Raw genomic sequence first — 16,133 nt, forward strand, 5'->3', positions numbered from 1 at the left:
CGAGAACGTTTCGGCCGGGCGAGCCGAGTGCCAACGGCGAGCCCGGCCACCCTGTCGTCCACGGATGCCGCCCCGGCTGTCAGAGCTCCCTGACGGGCAGGCCGGGCAGACCTGTGTCGAGCAGGATGCGGTCGATGGTGGCCTTCAGGGTGCTGTCGGCACCGATGACGGTCTCGATAGGGCCCGGCAGGAGATCGAGGGGCCGGTACCAGTCCCGCAGCTCCGGCTCACCGAACTCGTCCGCGATCGGCTTGGTGGCGTGCCGCACGAGGGTCTGCTCGAACGGCACGTCCAGGTAGTAGGCGTGGGTGGGGCCGCGGTGCTCGGCACACAGCCGGGTGAGCATCTCGCCGTAACGGTCGGCGTACAGGAGCCCCTCGACGACGACGTGATAGCCGGCGTCCAGGGCGTAACGGGCCGTCAGGTCGATCAGCCCGATGTTCGGCGCTCCGGGCCGGTCCCGCTCACGCAGCACGACACGGCGCAGGTTGTCCTGGCCGACCAGCGCCAGCCCACGGCCGAAGGCCTCACGGAGACCGGCCGCGACGGACGACTTCCCCGAGGCGCTGTTGCCGCGCAGTACGACCAGCCGGGTTTCGTCGGAGCCCACCATCATGGCGATCACCCTACTGAGGCTCTGGGCCAGGCCCTGGGGGATGCACGCTCGCAGGAAGCCGACCTCTCCGAGGACACCCTTGCTCAGCGTATCGATATTCGATAGATTCCCATCGTAACTCGATGGAAGGAGGGGCCATGGGAAAGCTGACCGTGGGTGCGCTGCGGGCCGTCGGTGTGGTGATGCTCGTCGGCACCGTGTTCGTACAGGCGTCGATGGTGTGGGTGCTGGTCAGCGGGAGCGACCCGGAGGACGGGTCCCTCCCGCTGACCCCACTGCGCGTGGTCACGATCCTGGGCATGGTCGCGGTCCAGGTCGTCCTGGTCTGCGTGGGGCGCCTGGTGACGATGGTGCGGCGCGGAACCGTGTTCTCCCTAGCCGCCTTCCGGTACGTGGACGCCGTGATCGGCGCGATCGCGGCGGCCGCCCTGCTGTGGTTCGCGGTCACGGCCATCAACGCGCCGGGTCAGCGGGACGACCCGGGCGTCACCCTCATCATGGGCGGGATCGGCGTGGGCATCCTGGGGATCGCGCTCATCGTGTTCGTCCTGCGGATGCTGCTCGCCCAGGCCGTCGCGCGCGATGTCGAAGCGGCGCAGATGCAGGCCGAGTTGAACGAGGTGATCTGATGCCGATCGCCGTCGACATCGACGTCATGCTGGCCAGGCGGAAGATGTCCGTGGGCGAACTCGCGGACCGCGTGGGGATCACGCCCGCGAATCTGGCGGTGCTCAAGAACGGCCGCGCCAAAGCGGTACGCTTCGCGACGCTCGCGGCGCTCTGCGAGGTACTCAAGTGCCAGCCGGGCGACCTGCTGCGCTGGGAGGCGGAGGACGCCGCGAGCGGATGACATCCGCGGCGGGGACGCGGCTAAGCCCCGCGTCACGGGCTCGCACCACCAGCCCGCGCCACGGCTTGCGGACCCCAAGGACACGGTTCACCGATCTCCGTCAACACCCGCCCCGGCCCCCGTGCACGCAGTCCGGCTGACCTGCACCACACCGCAGCCACTTGGCGCCCCATTCGTGATCACCTGTCAGCCGGTGGAGCGGATCACCACCTACGGAACGACGGCGACGTCCTGGATCGCCCCGCTCAGCGGTGCCGCCAGGTCGTGCCGATCAGCACCGACAGACTGGCCACGTCATCGACGTACGGCCCAGGTCACACCCTGCTGCAAGGCATGACCAGTTGACTTCACCGGGAGCCCGACGTACCCGAACATCGACAACCGGGCACCCCTCTCGCCGGTCCCCCTCCCCCGTCGCACGGTCAGGGAACAAGGATGATCTTGCCGACGGCGGTCCGACCGGAGGATTCCGCCAGTTCGATGGCCTCGGCGGCCTCGGTGAGCGGGAAGCGGGCTGCGATCTTCGCGGTGAGTACGTCGTCGCGCAGCAGGCCGAAGACGTGGGTGAGGTCGGTGCGCAGCCGGGCCCGGAACGCCTCGCGCTTGGCCGAGTCGGGCTTGCCGGCGCCCGCCCAGATGTCGTAGAAACTCGCGTGCCTGCTGGTGGGCAGGTAGTTCCAGAACGCCAGCTTGGCCAGCAGCGGCAGGAAGTCGAGAAGGATGGGCTTGGTGTCGTCGAGAGCTGCCGCGATGCTGTAGGAGACCAGCGTGCCGGTGCGGTTGAGCAGTCGGTAGGAGAGGCTGACGCTGGCGCCGCCGAGGTGGTCGAACACGGCGTCCACGCCGTCGGGGGCGAGTTCCCTGATGCGGGCGGCCAGATCGGGGTCCCGGTAGTCGACGGGCTCCACGCCCAGGGTGCGCAACGCCTCGTGGTGGCGCGGACTCGCCGTGCCGATCACGCGGGCGCCGGCATGACGGGCGAGTTGCACCAGGACCGAGCCGACTCCGCCGGCGGCGCCCGTCACGAGTACGGTCTGCCCCGCCCGGACCTTCGCGCTGCGGTGCAGCATCTGGTAGGCGGTCAGCCCGTTGACGATCAGCGTCTCCGCCTCGTCGGGGCCGATCCCGTCAGGCACCTCCACCAGGTCGGCAGCCGTCAGCAGGACCGCGGTGGCCCAGCCGCCGGTCTTGGTCAGCGCGGCAACCCGTCGGCCGACCAGCGCGGGATCAACTCCGGCGCCGACGGCCTCGACGACGCCGACAAGGTCGTAGCCGGGCACGAACGGGAACGCGGGCTGGCCGTAGTAGCGGCCGCGGCGCATCGCGCTCTCGGCGAAGGACACGGCGGTCGACTCGACGCGTACCAGGGCCTGGCCGGCGGCGGGTGTCGCCAGGGCGCGCCGGACCAGTTGCAGACCGGACGGTGCGACCTTTCCCGGCAGCACTACCTCGGTTGCGGTGACGGTGTCCTCGTGGGTGGCGCCGGCGTCGGCCATGATCGGATCCCCTCAAATGTCTGCAACTGGTCGTCGCTTTGTTAATGGTCGTAACTATGCGCCGCCCTGTCATGCCGCGTCAACCACTCAAGGGAGGGGATGTGGCCCGCCGCAGGCAAGCAGGGGCTCGGAACGCAGCTGCACCGGACCGGGACGGAGGCAATGCCGTTCGCCGAGAGCCGCGCCAGGCCCTTGACGGGCACCTCACCCCGGCCGGCACATCGCGCCGAGCCGACATCGCACCGCGTTCGAGGCCTCCACGGCAGGCCCGACCGCTGCGTTACTGCTCATAGCGCCAATCAGAGCCCATCAGTATCCGGATGCTCCGTTACAGTGTGACGATGACTAACGAAACGCAGTCGGTGAGCAGGCGTGAACGGCTGCGAGCCCAGACGCTCCAGGAGATCGAGGACGAGTCGTTCGCGATCATCGACGCGGATGGCGTACAGGCGTTGTCGGTCGCAGCGCTCGCCCGCAGCATGGCGATGTCCGCGCCGGCGGTCTACCGCTACTTCCCGTCACGAGACGCCCTGGTGGCGCATCTGGTGACGCTGTCCTACCAGCACCTCGCGGCGGCGATGAGCCAAGCCGTGGAGGGGGGCCGGAAAGCGCCGCGCACGCGGGTGCGACTCGTGGTCACCGCCTACCGCGACTGGGCACTGGCCCACCGGCGTCGCTACGGGATGCTGTTCGGCGAGCGGGCCGGTGACCTGCCCGGCGAGGTCACCACGCGGACTCCGCTGGATCAGGCGATGGCACTGCTCATCGACATGCTGGCGGCCGTCCAGGGCACCGCCCCGGCCCGCAGTACCAGCGGCGACCGCACCCTGGACGGACAACTGCGCCTGTGGGCGCGGACGCAGGAGCGGCCGGACATCGCACCGGACGTGGCCCGCGCCGCCATCCTGATCTGGACGCGGGTCCACGGGATCGTGAGCCTCGAACTCACCGGCGTGTTCGACAACCAGACGATCGAGGCGCAGCGGCTGATCGACCTGGAGATCGACAACGCCGTCCAGTGCCTGACACCGGCCGCCCCCTGAAGACGGCCGCCCCGCCCATGACGCCGTCGTCGACGCGGCAGTCACCGCATCGGACAGGCCGACGGAACCCGTCGTTGCTCGCCCCCTGACCCTGGTCCGACCCAAGAACTCGACGTCGGTCCCGGCCGCCTTGTCGAACCCGCGGCGGCGCTGCCCGAAACGGGGATCGAGCCCCGAGCCGCCGTGTGACATCCCCGCGCCGACGGTGTGCCGGCAGAGCGTCCTACGTCGATGACAGATCGGCGTACAGCAGGTGATGGTCCGAGTACGAGGTGGGCTGCACACGGTGCCTGAGCGGCGTGATGCCCCGCAGGAAGACGTAGTCGAACCTGCTGTGCCAGTCGGTGGTCGGCTCGCACACGCCCGCGGTCGAGGGAGTACACCGGGGGTCCGCATCCGCGGCCAGGGACCACATCCGGCTCAGTTCGGGAGCGTCCGGCACGGCGTTGAAGTCACCGAGCACGACGGCGCGCTCGTGACGGGCGACCTCTGTGGCCAGGACGCGGACCTGGTCCGCCCGGACCGATTCCTGACGTCGTTCCGCCAGGTGTGTGTTGTAGACCCGGACGCGCCGGTCACCCACCGTGGTGGTGACGGCCATGTACCCGCGGTCCTCTGAACCCCCGTCGGGGTACTCCACTTTGACGACGTCCGTCATCGGTGCCGCCGTCAGGAGTGCCTCGCCGAAGCCGCCGGGATTCCACGGCAGCCCCCCGCACCGGCCCCAATTCTGCAGCACCGACCCGTACTCGACGTGGTAGACCAGCCCGTAAAGGCTCTGAAGGTACTCCCGGATCCTGTCGACGTCTCGCACACAGGCCTCTTGCAGACCGACGACCTGGGGCGCGTATGCGGCGATCTCCCCCGCCTGGTCGGCGTTGCTCTTCCCGCAGGGGTTGCAGATGTTCCACGTCATCACCCGGTTCGGCACCACGTCCCTGGTCGCAACGCTAGGCGTCGAGCTGCCGGAATGGGTGCTGCCTGGTGCGCTCGGGCCGACGAGCACCAGGCAGAGCATGACCACGGCGCCCACGAGCAGCCACGTGCCCCTACCGAACACCATCGCCTCCTCCTTGCGGACGCACAGGCGTCCGACGTCTCATGGACGAGATTAGAGGATGCCCGGATTCACGCAGTGAACGTTCCTGCGGCCCGATTCGATCACCACCTCCGCACAAGGCTTCATCTCAGGTCCGGTTTCGGCAACTTCACTGCGGTATCCGACCAGTTGGGGTGAGCCTGCCGCCTGCCCTCCCTGGCAGGGCCTACGTTGGCCCGAAGTATCTGTACGCCTGCGCCGAGGCGAGGGACCCGATGCAGGGGCACGGCCCACCGGGGAGCCGAGGGGCAGACATGCGGGAGTGTTGATCGGCAGGGGTAGTGGGCAGTGCTTGACGCGACAGAGCAACGGGGCAGCAAGCCACTGTGGCAGCCGGAGGAGCAGAAGCGGCCGGCGCCGGACGTACGGCCGCGACGCCACACGGCAGGCGAGGAAGGCGTTCGGCGGGTCACCCGTGTCGCGGCCCTCACCTGCGCCCTGCTCGCGTGCGGAGGTCTGACGGGATGGGTCCTGGGGATCGAGGCACTGAAGAGCGTCATACCGGGACAGACATCGATGAAACCGAACTCCGCGATCGCGATGCTCGCCCTGTCCGGGTCCCTGCTGCTGGCACTGCGCGGACCGGGCGAAACGGGTCCGGTCCGTTTCAGCCGCATCGGCATCGGGGTGGGGGTCGGCATCGGCATGGTGACCCTGGCCGAGTACGTCGTGCGTGCCGGTCCCGGCATCGACCAGTTCCTGTTCCACGACGACACGGCCCTGGGCGGCTCGTCTCCGGGCAGGATGTCACCGAACACCGCTCTGGCCCTGGTGCTCGCGGGTCTGGCCCAGCTGGCGCTGAGCCGGCGGCGTACCTGGGCCGTGCAGCTGGGACAGGTGTGCGGGCTGGTCGTGCTGGTGCTCGGGCTGCTGCGGGTCTACGGGTTTGCCTACGGGGTGCCACAGCTGGGCCAGATCGACGACTACACCAGGATGGCCCTGCACACCGCGCTCGCCCTGGTGCTGCTGGGCGCGGCAACGTTTCTGGCCCGCCCGGACGTCGGGCTGGCGGCGCTGCTCATGATCCCAGGCCCTACCGGGCTGCTGGGCCGGTGGATGGCCGCCACGGCGGTGGTGGTGCCTCCGGTTCTGGGCTGGCTGCGACTGATGGGACAGGACGCCGGCTGGTACGAGACCCGGATGGGCTCGGCGCTGGTGGCCTGCGCCCACGTGGTGGTCCTCACCGTGGTCAGCTTCACCGCGCTTGCCGTGGGCCGGCACGCGGAGCTCGCGCACGACCGCATCCAGCACCGCATCCGCGAATACGCCTGGCTGCAACGGTTCATGGACCACACCCCGGCGGCCATCTTCATCAAGGACTGCGCCGGCCGGTACCTGGCCGTCAACGCCGGATTCGAGCGGCTGGCCGACACCGGACGCACGGACATCCTCGGACGCCGCATCGAGGACCTCCCCTCCCCGGTGGGCGCGGGACCCCTGCGCGCGGCCGAGGTCGAGGTCCAGCGCACCGGCCACAGCCTGCAGCGTCAGGACACCCTGGGCCTCACCGACGGCCCGCACCACTTCCTCACCACCCTCTTCCCGCTGACCGACGCCTCCGGCGCGCCGTACGCGGTGTGCGGGATCGCCACCGACGCCACCGACCGCATCCTGGCCCAGCAGGACAGCGAACGGACCCGGCAGCGCTTCAGCGCCCTGCTGGAGTGCGCCCCGGACGCCACACTCATCGCCGACGGGCGAGGCACCGTGGTGATGGCGAACGCCCAGGCCGAAGCCCTCTTCGGACTTCCACGGACCCTGATGATCGGCTCCAGCGTGCACGACCTGGCCCCCGCCCGTGTGCGCCGCCGCCACAGCGCACTGCTGCGCGCATACCTGGCCCGGCCGCAGGCCCGCGCGATGAGCGCGGACGTGGATCTGACCGCCTGCGACAGCCGCGGGCACGAGTTCCCCATCGAGGTGAGTCTCGGCCCGTTGGAGACGGAGGACGGACTGCTGGTCTCCGTGGCCGTCCGCGACATCAGCGACCGCAAGCGGGCCGAAGCCGAACGCGCGGCCCGCTACGAGCAGCAGCACCACATCGCCTACACCCTCCAACGCAGTCTCATGGGCAGCCCGCCCGTAGTCGAGGAGTTGCCCAGTGCGCGCCGCTACCGGGCCTCCGTGCAGGGCGCCGGGGTGGGCGGCGACTGGTTCGACTTCATTCCCCTGGGCCCGAACCGTACCGGCATCGTCATCGGCGACGTGATGGGCCGGGGGCTGGAGGCCGCAGCAGTGATGGGTCAACTGCGCGCCGCCGCCCACGCCCTGGCCCAGGCCGGCCTGCCCCCGGACCAGCTGATCAGCGCGCTGGACGCCTTCGTGTGCGATCTGCCCGACCAGATGGTGACCTGCTGCTACCTGATCATCGACCACGACACGGCGGAGATGACCGCGTGTTCGGCCGGCCACCCACCCGTTCTGCTCGCCGCACCGAACGAGCGGACACACTCACTGGACCTGCCCGTCGGCGTGCCGTTGGGCATCGGCGGCTTCCCGCACCAGCAGACGAGTCGGCCTCTAACCGCCGGTGCGACCCTCGCCCTGTACACCGACGGACTCATCGAACGCCCCCACACCGACATCGAAGACCAGATCAACTGTCTGGCCGACACCCTCGACACCGCCCTGCACACCCACGGCGCATCCCCCGCCGCGCTGGAGCCGGCGGCCGACCACATCCTCGCGACGCTCCTGCCGGACGACGACGGACACGACGACGACGTGACCCTGCTGCTCATCCGCATGACTCCCCCACACCACGCACACATGGACCTTCAACCAGGCCCACGCGCAGTCTCCACGGGCCGCCGCTTCCTCACCACCACCCTCTCCACCTGGCAGCTGCCCAGCGACCTGATCGACACAGCCCGCCTCCTCACCTCTGAACTCCTGACCAACGCGCTCGTCCACGCCCCCGGCCCCCTCACTGTCAGCGTGATCCGCTCGGCAACCGAACTCACCGTCGAGGTGACCGACACCAGTTCCGACCCACCCTGCCCCCGACAGGCCGCCGCAACGGACGAATCAGGCCGCGGCCTCGCCCTCATCACCGCCCTCGCCCACAAGTGGGGCACACACCCACACCCGCCCGGCAAAACCGTCTGGTACACGCTGTCGCTCACACCCGACCATTGCGAACACTGACGTGGTCCACCGCGCGGCTCCGCGGACCGGTTCGTGCCGACACAGCCGACACAGCCGACACAGGTGCCTCACCACATGCTCACCACAGATGCTGTCGGCATGTGATCGAACCTTCGCCATCGACATGCGCAAGCAGGTCGCCCTTGCCCGATCGCCGCTCCCCACCACGGCAGCGGCACGACTCAGAGCGTTCAAGCGGGACACCCCACGTCCGGTTGTCCGTACTATCGCTACGACAGAGCATTGCGCAGGAGTACGGCTGCCACCCGCACACATCAGTCCGGGACGGCACCGAACCTGGCAGGCCGTCCACTTCGGCCTCAGACCGAGGAAAGGTTGTCCCATGCCCGAGAACACCTCCACCACCGAACTGACCTCGCAGTACAGCGCTCAAGTCAATGCCGACCTCGCAAGCAACTCCAAGGAGCAGGAACGACTCAGCGAGGAAGTCACCCTCCTGCAGGAGCAGTTGGCAGCCCTCCAGCGTGACCACCAGGTACTGGTCAGCATTCAGCGAGCGATCGAAACGGCACCGGCCTCCCCCGAGACCGCAGCCCCGTCGGACAGTGTCGTGGCTCCCACCGCCCGCACCCCCCGCAAGAAGGCAGCCGCCAAGTCCGGCGCAGACAAGCAGACGCGGACGAAGAAGACCTCTTCCGAAGCCGATCGCACCTCGTCCGCCAAGCAGACCGCTCAGAAGCCGACAGGTAAGTCCGAGGCAGCCACACCGACACAGCCGACGCTGGTCGAGTTGGTCCGCCGCCACCTCGCCGACCAGCGCGAACCGCGGTCGGCGGCCGAGATCACCACAGCTCTCGGCAAGGCTCACCCCGACCGCGGCGTCAAGACGACCGTAGTGCGCACCACCCTCGAAGGACTGGTCGCCCGCACCCAGGCGCAACGCTCCAAGCAGGGTTCCTCCGTCTACTACACCGCCCCCGACGCCCCGAAGCAGGCAGCGGCACCGCAGGCCGAGAAGAAGGCCGACACGATCGACGCATGACATGGGCCGGCGCGCCGACCATTCGGTCGGTGCGGCCGCCGGCCCAATTCAGCTTGAGACAAAACCCCATGCTGCACGGCGACAGGTGTGCGAGTCCTCCACCGACGAGAACCGGCACGACCACCGCTGTCACTGAGCCCGATCGTGACGCCCGCGACGCCGCCTTGAGGGAACTCAAGGCGTTCCACGTCGCCTTCCGCGCCTGTCCGACGCATTGGGGCGACGACCTTTTCGACATCGCCGATGCGGTGCTGTGCGGCGCCGATCCGGTGCGCCATCTGGCCGACCTCCGCCTCGCAGCCGAGCACACCCGCGCCTGCTGCTCGGTGCAAGGCGCCATTAACTACGCGAGAATCGACTTCGAGCGCCTGAACCGGTTCTTCGAGTTGCGTGACCTCCCGCCCGATCCGGGCGACGGCATCGTCCTGGCCGTCTGTGTGGCGCACTGGCTGCGCCCCGACGCGAACACCGGTGGCCACAGGCAGCACCGTCCGTGTCGGCGACAAGGACGATTTTTGTACGGTCGGTGGCCGGGTCAAGTCGCGGGACGTCAACGGCCGATCGGCGTCCTGTACACGAAGTGACAGGCTCTGGTCAAAGGATTTCCAAGTGTCGGACATCCCCACCCGTCCGTGGTCGGGTCCCAACGACGGCCGTACGTATGCCTGTTTGGGAGGACCTCGTGTCAGCACCGACCCGCAAGAGACGATGGCTCGCGACCTGGGCCATCACCGCATCCGCCGCACTCGTCGCGATACCCGCAAGCGCCGCGTCCGGCCAGAGCGGGAGCCCCTTCGGCGCCCGCACGCTCGACCAGCTCGCCGCCGCACGCGCACACTCGGTGGGCGCCATGAGCCCCAGCCTCAAGGCCGAGGACGGTGACGGCGATGACGGCAACGAGGCCGACGAGATAGCCGAGGGCGCCGACCAGTACGCCGAGGCGCGCACCTCGCCCGGCATCGTCGCACCGGGCGCCTACGGCGCGGCGTGGAACGACCTGACCGGTCTGAAGAGCACCGGCGGCACCTGGCGCAACGTCACCGACCTGCCGTACAACTCCGACGACTCGCGCTACCGCGACATCGACTCCAACTCCAGCGGCGGCTCCGGCAACGTCACCGGCCGGATGGCGGCGATCGCGGCCGACGACGACGGGTACGTGTACGCGGGCAGCGCGGGCGGCGGTGTGTGGCGTTCCAGGTCCGGCGGCGGGCACTGGCAGCCGATCAGCGACCGGCTGCCGGCACAGTCCACCGGCGCGCTCGCGCTCGACGGGGGCGGCCGGCTGTGGCTGGGCACCGGCGAGGCGACGACCAACGCGGACGCCTACCTCGGCAGCGGTGTCTACGTCCTGTCCCACCCGCACAACGGCACCTTCTCCACCCGCAGCCGGGTCGGCGGCGACGAACTGGAGTCCACCAGCATCCACGAACTGCGGTTCGGCGGCAGCAAGGTGTGGGCTGCGACCAGCGAGGGCGTGTGGAGCCACTCCACGAAGACGCTGAAGGGCACCTGGAAGCTGGAGTTCGCGCCCAACCCCTCGTATCTGCCGGGCCGTTCGGATGCCCACGACCCCAGCGCCCCGTACAAGAACATCGCCAACGACATCGCGATCGACCCGAAGAACCCGAGCAAGGTCGTTCTCGCGGTGGGCTGGCGCAGCGGTGACGACTACAACGGCTTCTACACCAAGGGCGCGGGCGGCACCTGGACGCGGATCACCAGCGGCCTCGGCGACCTGCCCGCCGACGCGGACGACGTCGGCAGCGTCACCTTCGCCCGCTCCGCCGACGGCTCCCGCTACTACGCCATCGACCAGTCGCCGGAGCAGCTGAACACCAACCCGGACAGCGGCCTGGAGGGCATCTACGTCTCCAAGTCCGGCTCCCCCACCGGCCCCTGGACGAAGATCGCCGACTACCAGGGCCTGGCAGCCGACGGCTCCGCACTGACCACCAGCGGCTACATGCCGGGCGTACAGGCCTGGTACAACCAGTTCCTGACCGTGGACCCGGCGGACGCGGAGCACGTCTACGCGGGTCTGGAGGAGGTCTACGAGACCGACGACGGCGGCAGCACCTGGTCCACGGTGGGCCCGTACTGGAACTTCTCCTTCCCCTGCTGGAACATCGATCCGGCCAAGCAGACCGGTGACTGCAGCCCGACCACCCACTCCGACCAGCACGGTGTCGCGATCGGCCGCTACCACGGCAAGAGCTTCGTGTACGTCGGCAACGACGGCGGCGTCTACAAGCGCCCGGTCCACGGCTCCCAGGATGCCTCCGGGCACGCCACTGACTGGACCTCGCTGAACGACGGCACCATCGACACCCTGCAGTACTACTCGGTGGGCATCGGCAAGGACCTGGACCACGGCGGCGTCTCCGTCACCGGCGGCCTGCAGGACAACGGCCAGTCCGTCCTGCGCAGCAACGACCAGGTGATGGGCTCCAACTTCGGCGGTGACGGCGGCGACACACTCACCGACCCGGCCAACGGGTGCAACATCGCCGAGGAGTACGTCTACCTGTCCATCCAGGTGACCCAGAACTGTGCCGTCAACGACGGCAGTTGGATCGACGACCCCAGCAAGGCCACCTCGTACAGCGTCGCTCCGGCCGACAACGCGACCAGCGAGGCCCGCTTCATCGCCCCGCTCGCGGCCGACACGAAGAACTCCTCGACGTGGATCGCGGGCGGCCGGCACATCTGGGTGCAGACCCACGGCTACGCCATCCGCAGCGGTTCGGAGTGGAAGAGCGTGTACGACCTCGGCTCCGGCCACACCGCCACCGCCGTCGCAGCCTCCGGCGGCAAGGTGTACGCGGCCTGGTGCGGACCCTGCAACAACCAGGGCTTCACCCGCGGTATCGCCGTCGGCAACGCGGACGGCACCGGCTGGCACGACATCACCCTGCCCGTGGACGGCACCGTGCCCAACCGCTACCTCAGCGGCTTCGCCATCGACCCGAAGAACGCCGACCACGTCTACCTCACGGTCAACGGCTTCTCCCGGCAGTGGACCGAGGGACCGGGTGCGGGCGTGGGACACGTCTTCGAGTCCAAGGACGGCGGAACCACCTGGAAGGACATCTCCAAGAACTTCCCCGACGTGCCCGCCGACTCCGCGGTCATCACACCGAACGGCGGCCTCGCCGTCGGAACCGACCTGGGTGTCGTCTACCGGGCCGCGGGCCGTACGGCCTGGCAGCGTGTCGGCAGCCTCCCGGCGGTCGCCGTGCTCCAGCTGAAGCTGAGCCCCGACGGCAGCACGCTGTACGCGGCCACCCACGGCCGTGGCATCTACTCCATCAAGGTGCGCGACTGCGGCTGACGGTCACGTGACAGGGGTGGCCCCGGTTTCCGGGGTCACCCCTGCGTCGTGTGCGGCAGCACATCCACGTGCAGCGTGAAGGCGACCCGTGCCGCGCCTGCCACGTCCGGCGCCTTGGCCCGCACGGTGATCTCGGCCGTGCCGCCCCGGGTGCCCGCGCATCGCAGCGCGGCGCGGGCCGTGCCGTCCCCGTCCACCTGCCAGCCGGACACCTGGACGAAGACCGGCGCGGAACTCAGTGCGGCCGTCCACCGTCTGTCGTCCGCCCGGGGTTCCAGGACGAGGGACACGACGGCTCCCGGCCGGGCGCACAGCCGTTGGACGACCGCGTCACCGGGACCGACGGTGACCTCCGCGCGCCCGGACACACAGCTCGCCTTCGAAGGCGGCGCGGTGGCCGGTCCGGACGGGTTCCGGGACGGGCTTTCCCCGGTCGGGCTCATGGAAGGGAGCGGGGTCGCGACCGCGGACGTGCGGGCCGGCGCACCACCCGACTGCCCTGCCGTGCCGCTGCTCCTGCCCGAAGACCCCGGCGGCCCTCCCGCCGACGTACCGCACGCCACCAGGACGGCCACCCCGGCGACCGCCCACACTCCAGCCCACCACCGCATTCCGGCACCTCCCGGTTCATGCACGGACACCAGCATGCCTCTTCGACGAGGATCGGGGCGTCCTGGTTCAGATGCCAGCGAAGTGGCCTGGCCCGGGCTGCGGGAAGCCTGCGGGTGTCGAGACTGCGCGACGGGACACCGGAGAGGTCACGAGACGACCACAGACCGGCAGGTCACGCGTCAGTCGGCGCCGTCCCTCGATGGCCGGGCCTGGCCGAGCGCGATGTCCGGAACGAGGCCGTGGCCTCGGGCTCGTTACGGAACCCTGCCGTCTGCGGCCCCGTGCCGTCAACGCCACTTCCGTCCCGGCGTCGTGCGCACGGTCCGGAAAGGTGCCACCTGCGTGGCCGCGGCCCGATGAAGATCGGAGCGACGGCATTCCTGGACGCTCCCGTCCTGTTCACGCGTGCCCCGCTCCCGCACGGCCGGTCCCCCGCACCAGGCGAACTCGCGATCACGGCGGAAGAGCTCAGGCCGGCGGTGTCCGGACGTCGAGTGGGGCGCGTTGCCAGTGGGGAGCGCGGTCCTTGTCGACCAGGGCCGCGCGGACACCCTCCAGGAAATCCGGGGTACGGATGGTCGTGCGCGCGAGGGAGAGTTCGGCGTCCAGGCACTGGCGCAACGTGCGCTGTCTGCCCCGGGCCAGCAGGGCGTGGGTGATCTCCAGGCTCTGCGGCGAAGCGGACTCCAAGGCGGCCAGTGCGGTTGCCGCCCAAGGGGTGTCGAGGTGGCGCAGGCGTTTGTCGATCTCGCCGAGGGTCGGCGCGCCGAACGCCCGGTCCACGTCCCCGCGCACCTCCGCCAGCCTGCTCTCCGCCACCGGGGAACGGCCGGCAAGGCGGTTCAGGACGACGTCCACCGGGTCGCCGGGGTGGTCGGCCAGGGACTCTGCGACCGCGTCGGGCCCGTCCGCGGGGACGAAATGCGTGGCCAGTCCCGTGTACAGGGCGTCGGCCGCGTCGATCCGGTGCCCGGTCAGTCCCAGGTACATGCCGATCGCGCCGGGCAGCCTCGGCAGGAAGTAGCTGGCCCCGATGTCCGGGAAGAACCCGATCCCGGTCTCGGGCATCGCCAGTACCGCGCGTTCGGTGACGACGCGGAAGGCGCCGTGTACGGACAGGCCGAGGCCGCCGCCCATGCACAGACCGTCGATGAGCGAGACGACCGGCACGGGGTACTCGGCGATCCGGGCGTTGAGCCGGTACTCGGAGGCGAAGAACCTCTCACTGGCCTTGGCGTCCCCGGCGAGGCTGTGCTCGCGGATCGTACGGATGTCCCCACCGGCGCAGAACGCCTTCGCGCTGGTGCTGGCGATCAGCACAGCGGACAGAGGTGTGTCCTCCCACGCGGCGAGCACACCGTCGATGGCGGCGACCATGTCTGTCGTCAGGGCGTTGAGCGCCTTGGGCCGGTTCAGCAGGATGCGGCCGACGCCCCGGTGGACGCCGGTGACGATCTCGACCGCAGCGGCGTCAGTCAAGGGTCGTCGCGCCGTCCGCGCGGCCCTGGCTGTGGTGGCCCATCATGTTCCTCATTCTGCCGGGTGTTGTCCGGCGCAGATCGCGCGTGGAGATCCTGGATCTCGTCCGCGGCGGGTACGGCGGCACTGTTCACGGAGGATCCGGACGCGAGCGCATGCGAGGCCGAACGCGGCGGCAGGCGGATCCACTCGTCCGTGTCGATGCCGGGTGCCTGGTGGTGGGCACCCAAAGATCCTCGCACAGGGCGTGAAGCGTCTCGACGAGCCTGTCGGCGATCCGGGCGAACTCGAGTTTCGCCACCTGCAGTACAGGATCGTGACGGGAAGGACACCCGGACCCCGTGAGAGGGATCAACGCCGGTCGCACCGCGCGCCGTTGAGGCTCACCCTTGCGAGGGAGGCACCGGGAAGAGCAGGCAGCTACTGGTGGCGTGGGCAAGCAGCCGGTCCGTCCCGTCGACCAACCGCGCTTCAGCGAGCGCGGTTTGGCGGCCCTTGTTGACAATCGTGCCGATCGCACGGACCGTGCCCGTGTCCACGGTGATCCGTCGCAGGAACTTCACGGTCAGGTCGAGTGAGGTGTACGCCATGCCCTGCGGGAGGGTGGACTGGACAGCGCATCCCGCGGCCGAGTCGAGCAGGGTGGCGAAGATGCCGCCGTGGACACTGCCGATGGGGTTGTAGTGCTCCTCCCCCGGGGTCAGGGAGAAGACCGCCCTGCCCGGCTCCACCTCGTCCAGGGCGAAGTCGACGGCGTGGTTGATGGGCGGCCTCGGCAGACGCCCCGCCTGCAGTTCGCGCAGGAAGTCGATGCCGGCCATGCGTCCGGCCGCTTCCGCCAGAATCGCGGGATCGTCCCATTGATACGTACGCGTTCGTCCCACGAGCGAGTGCCTTCCCGTCTGGCTTTTACAAGTGAAGCTAGCCGCGAGGTCAGCTCACTGTCAATGGTGAAGCCAGGCCCCTACCATGGCGGCATGAAGTGGCTTGAGGCGAGCACGGAGAACTGCCCCGTCCAGCGCACGCTCGATGTGGTCGGAGAGAAGTGGACGTTGCTGATCCTGCGCGACGCCGTCAACGGAGTCCGCCGCTTCGACGACCTCCACCGCCACATCGGCCTGTCCGAGGCCGTGCTCAGCGATCGCCTGAGGAAACTGACCGCGGCCGGCATCCTGAAGGCGGTCCCCTACCAGGAGCCGGGCAGCCGCTCCCGAAACGAGTACCGCCTGACCCGCAAGGGCTGGGACCTGTGGCCGGTCCTCATGGCGCTGAGCCAGTGGGGCGAGCTCTACGCGGTCGGCCCCGAGGGTCCCGTACTGGACGTCCGCCACGCCGACTGCGACGCCCCGGTCCGCGTCGTCGTCGAGTGCTCCGAGGACCACACCGCCCTCACACCCGCAGACGTCACCGCCCGACTGGGACCAGGTGCCCGCCTTCGACCGTAGGGCCCCGAC

The 16,133-nt window shown here is 69.7% G+C and carries 14 protein-coding genes; 8 read left to right on the forward strand and 6 right to left on the reverse strand.

Annotated elements, in window-relative coordinates:
• Window positions 1-79: 79 nt before the first annotated feature.
• Complete coding sequence (locus tag OHT57_RS02800) at window positions 80-613, reverse strand: AAA family ATPase (RefSeq protein WP_328753096.1); 534 nt, start codon at window positions 611-613, stop codon at window positions 80-82.
• A 140-nt stretch (window positions 614-753) separates the two neighbouring features.
• Between OHT57_RS02800 and OHT57_RS02805 the strand changes: the two genes are divergently transcribed.
• Together OHT57_RS02805 and OHT57_RS02810 are read left to right on the forward strand one after the other, a co-directional pair.
• Window positions 754-1,245 (forward strand): DUF2975 domain-containing protein, encoded by a 492-nt coding sequence (locus OHT57_RS02805; protein ID WP_328744243.1) that lies wholly within the window; start codon window positions 754-756, stop codon window positions 1,243-1,245.
• Window positions 1,245-1,466, forward strand: a complete 222-nt coding sequence (locus OHT57_RS02810; protein WP_267007426.1) for a helix-turn-helix domain-containing protein — start codon at window positions 1,245-1,247, stop codon at window positions 1,464-1,466. The genes OHT57_RS02805 and OHT57_RS02810 overlap by 1 nt, the downstream gene beginning before the upstream one ends.
• A 422-nt stretch (window positions 1,467-1,888) precedes the next feature.
• Here OHT57_RS02810 and OHT57_RS02815 read toward each other — a convergent pair whose 3' ends face one another.
• Window positions 1,889-2,962, reverse strand: a complete 1,074-nt coding sequence (locus OHT57_RS02815) for a medium chain dehydrogenase/reductase family protein (protein WP_328744245.1) — start codon at window positions 2,960-2,962, stop codon at window positions 1,889-1,891.
• Window positions 2,963-3,303: 341 nt separating this feature from the next.
• Here OHT57_RS02815 and OHT57_RS02820 point away from each other — a divergent pair, with 341 nt between their 5' ends.
• Complete coding sequence (locus tag OHT57_RS02820) at window positions 3,304-4,005, forward strand: TetR/AcrR family transcriptional regulator (RefSeq protein WP_328744246.1); 702 nt, start codon at window positions 3,304-3,306, stop codon at window positions 4,003-4,005.
• Window positions 4,006-4,228: 223 nt separating this feature from the next.
• On the opposite strand, the gene OHT57_RS02825 is transcribed toward OHT57_RS02820, so the two are convergent.
• Window positions 4,229-5,068: an endonuclease/exonuclease/phosphatase family protein gene (locus OHT57_RS02825; RefSeq protein ID WP_328744247.1), complete on the reverse strand. Its 840-nt coding sequence runs from the start codon at window positions 5,066-5,068 to the stop codon at window positions 4,229-4,231.
• Between the two features lie 324 nt (window positions 5,069-5,392).
• Between OHT57_RS02825 and OHT57_RS02830 the strand changes: the two genes are divergently transcribed.
• The 4 genes from OHT57_RS02830 to OHT57_RS02845 all read left to right on the forward strand — a co-directional run bounded on the left by OHT57_RS02830 (window position 5,393) and on the right by OHT57_RS02845 (window position 12,588).
• On the forward strand, window positions 5,393-8,251 hold the full coding sequence (locus OHT57_RS02830; RefSeq protein ID WP_328744248.1) for an ATP-binding SpoIIE family protein phosphatase: 2,859 nt from the start codon (window positions 5,393-5,395) through the stop codon (window positions 8,249-8,251).
• A gap of 343 nt (window positions 8,252-8,594) precedes the next feature.
• A complete protein-coding gene (locus OHT57_RS02835; protein ID WP_328744249.1) occupies window positions 8,595-9,254 on the forward strand; it encodes a hypothetical protein in 660 nt (219 codons plus the stop codon).
• Complete coding sequence (locus tag OHT57_RS02840; protein WP_328744251.1) at window positions 9,251-9,838, forward strand: hypothetical protein; 588 nt, start codon at window positions 9,251-9,253, stop codon at window positions 9,836-9,838. The genes OHT57_RS02835 and OHT57_RS02840 overlap by 4 nt, the downstream gene beginning before the upstream one ends.
• 98 nt (window positions 9,839-9,936) lie before the next feature.
• Window positions 9,937-12,588, forward strand: coding sequence for a glycosyl hydrolase (locus OHT57_RS02845; protein ID WP_328744252.1), 2,652 nt, complete (start codon window positions 9,937-9,939; stop codon window positions 12,586-12,588).
• A 35-nt stretch (window positions 12,589-12,623) separates the two neighbouring features.
• On the opposite strand, the gene OHT57_RS02850 is transcribed toward OHT57_RS02845, so the two are convergent.
• The 3 genes from OHT57_RS02850 to OHT57_RS02860 all read right to left on the reverse strand — a co-directional run bounded on the left by OHT57_RS02850 (window position 12,624) and on the right by OHT57_RS02860 (window position 15,563).
• On the reverse strand, window positions 12,624-12,956 hold the full coding sequence (locus tag OHT57_RS02850; protein ID WP_328744253.1) for an acetyl-CoA synthetase: 333 nt from the start codon (window positions 12,954-12,956) through the stop codon (window positions 12,624-12,626).
• 712 nt (window positions 12,957-13,668) lie between these two features.
• Window positions 13,669-14,679, reverse strand: a complete 1,011-nt coding sequence (locus OHT57_RS02855) for an enoyl-CoA hydratase/isomerase family protein (RefSeq protein WP_328744254.1) — start codon at window positions 14,677-14,679, stop codon at window positions 13,669-13,671.
• A gap of 383 nt (window positions 14,680-15,062) precedes the next feature.
• Window positions 15,063-15,563 (reverse strand): PaaI family thioesterase, encoded by a 501-nt coding sequence (locus OHT57_RS02860; protein ID WP_328744255.1) that lies wholly within the window; start codon window positions 15,561-15,563, stop codon window positions 15,063-15,065.
• Between the two features lie 93 nt (window positions 15,564-15,656).
• On the opposite strand from OHT57_RS02860, the gene OHT57_RS02865 reads away from it, so the two are divergent.
• Window positions 15,657-16,124, forward strand: coding sequence for a winged helix-turn-helix transcriptional regulator (locus OHT57_RS02865; RefSeq protein WP_328744256.1), 468 nt, complete (start codon window positions 15,657-15,659; stop codon window positions 16,122-16,124).
• Window positions 16,125-16,133: the final 9 nt, after the last annotated feature.

Origin of the sequence: Streptomyces sp. NBC_00285 (assembly GCF_036174265.1) — a bacterium.
In the GTDB taxonomy this organism is placed as follows: domain Bacteria; phylum Actinomycetota; class Actinomycetes; order Streptomycetales; family Streptomycetaceae; genus Streptomyces.

Bases quoted from the DNA above. Each gene is read 5' to 3' on its own strand.
- OHT57_RS02800 (WP_328753096.1), bottom strand. From the start codon at position 613: ATGGTGGGCTCCGACGAAACCCGGCTGGTCGTACTGCGCGGCAACAGC.
- OHT57_RS02805 (WP_328744243.1), top strand. From the start codon at position 754: ATGGGAAAGCTGACCGTGGGTGCGCTGCGGGCCGTCGGTGTGGTGATG.
- OHT57_RS02810 (WP_267007426.1), top strand. From the start codon at position 1,245: ATGCCGATCGCCGTCGACATCGACGTCATGCTGGCCAGGCGGAAGATG.
- OHT57_RS02815 (WP_328744245.1), bottom strand. From the start codon at position 2,962: ATGGCCGACGCCGGCGCCACCCACGAGGACACCGTCACCGCAACCGAG.
- OHT57_RS02820 (WP_328744246.1), top strand. From the start codon at position 3,304: ATGACTAACGAAACGCAGTCGGTGAGCAGGCGTGAACGGCTGCGAGCC.
- OHT57_RS02825 (WP_328744247.1), bottom strand. From the start codon at position 5,068: ATGGTGTTCGGTAGGGGCACGTGGCTGCTCGTGGGCGCCGTGGTCATG.
- OHT57_RS02835 (WP_328744249.1), top strand. From the start codon at position 8,595: ATGCCCGAGAACACCTCCACCACCGAACTGACCTCGCAGTACAGCGCT.
- OHT57_RS02840 (WP_328744251.1), top strand. From the start codon at position 9,251: ATGACATGGGCCGGCGCGCCGACCATTCGGTCGGTGCGGCCGCCGGCC.
- OHT57_RS02865 (WP_328744256.1), top strand. From the start codon at position 15,657: ATGAAGTGGCTTGAGGCGAGCACGGAGAACTGCCCCGTCCAGCGCACG.